The 623-nt window shown below is 49.1% G+C and carries 2 protein-coding genes; both read right to left on the bottom strand.

Going from position 1 to position 623, the window contains the following annotated elements; translation table 11 throughout:
• The coding region (gene flgL / locus R7E78_RS27945; protein WP_318058861.1) for a flagellar hook-associated protein FlgL at positions 1–401 on the bottom strand (401 nt) is incomplete at its 3' end.
• A gap of 11 nt (positions 402–412) precedes the next feature.
• On the bottom strand, positions 413–623 hold a 211-nt coding region (locus R7E78_RS27950), incomplete at its 5' end, for a flagellar basal body rod C-terminal domain-containing protein (RefSeq protein WP_318058862.1).

Below are 623 nucleotides of genomic sequence, written 5' to 3' on the forward strand. Positions count from 1 at the left end.
AAGTGGCCTTCTTCATCTTGCGCATTGAAAGACGATTCGATGGAGTCACGGTAGCCTTTCAGTTCGGTGATCATGCCGCTACGGTCTTGATCCGTTAACGAACCGTTCGCGCCCCAAAGAACAATGTCACGCATGCTTTTCAAACTTTCGCTCACTGAGTCTAGGTGTGTCTCTTGGCTTGAAAGCGTTGTTTTCAGGTTTGCGATGTTGCTTTGGTATTGAGCAATCGCGCTGTTTTCACGTTCCAAGTTAAGCAGCTTGATAGACGCCATTGGATCATCAGACAGCTTAGTCAGTCGCTCACGTGTCGACATTTGTTGAAGTACTTTCCCAAGGCCTGCGCTGTTGCTCTGCAGGCTTTGCAGCATCATTTGGCTGAATTGGTTATCACTGATTCGCATCTGGGTTTCCTCTAGAATAACTGCAATACAGAGTCGAACAGCTGGTTCGCCGTACTGATCACTTTCATGTTGGCATTGTGCGCGTTAGCAAACGTCATCAAGTTCGCGGCTTCTTCATCGCTGTTCACTGCACTTACGTTGTCGCGAGCGGTATGCGCTTGCTTGCTCATTGCCAGTTTTGCTTGGTAATCCGCATCGGCCTGACGCGCTTTGATCGCCGTT

Source organism: Vibrio sp. YT-19(2023) (assembly GCF_033337395.1).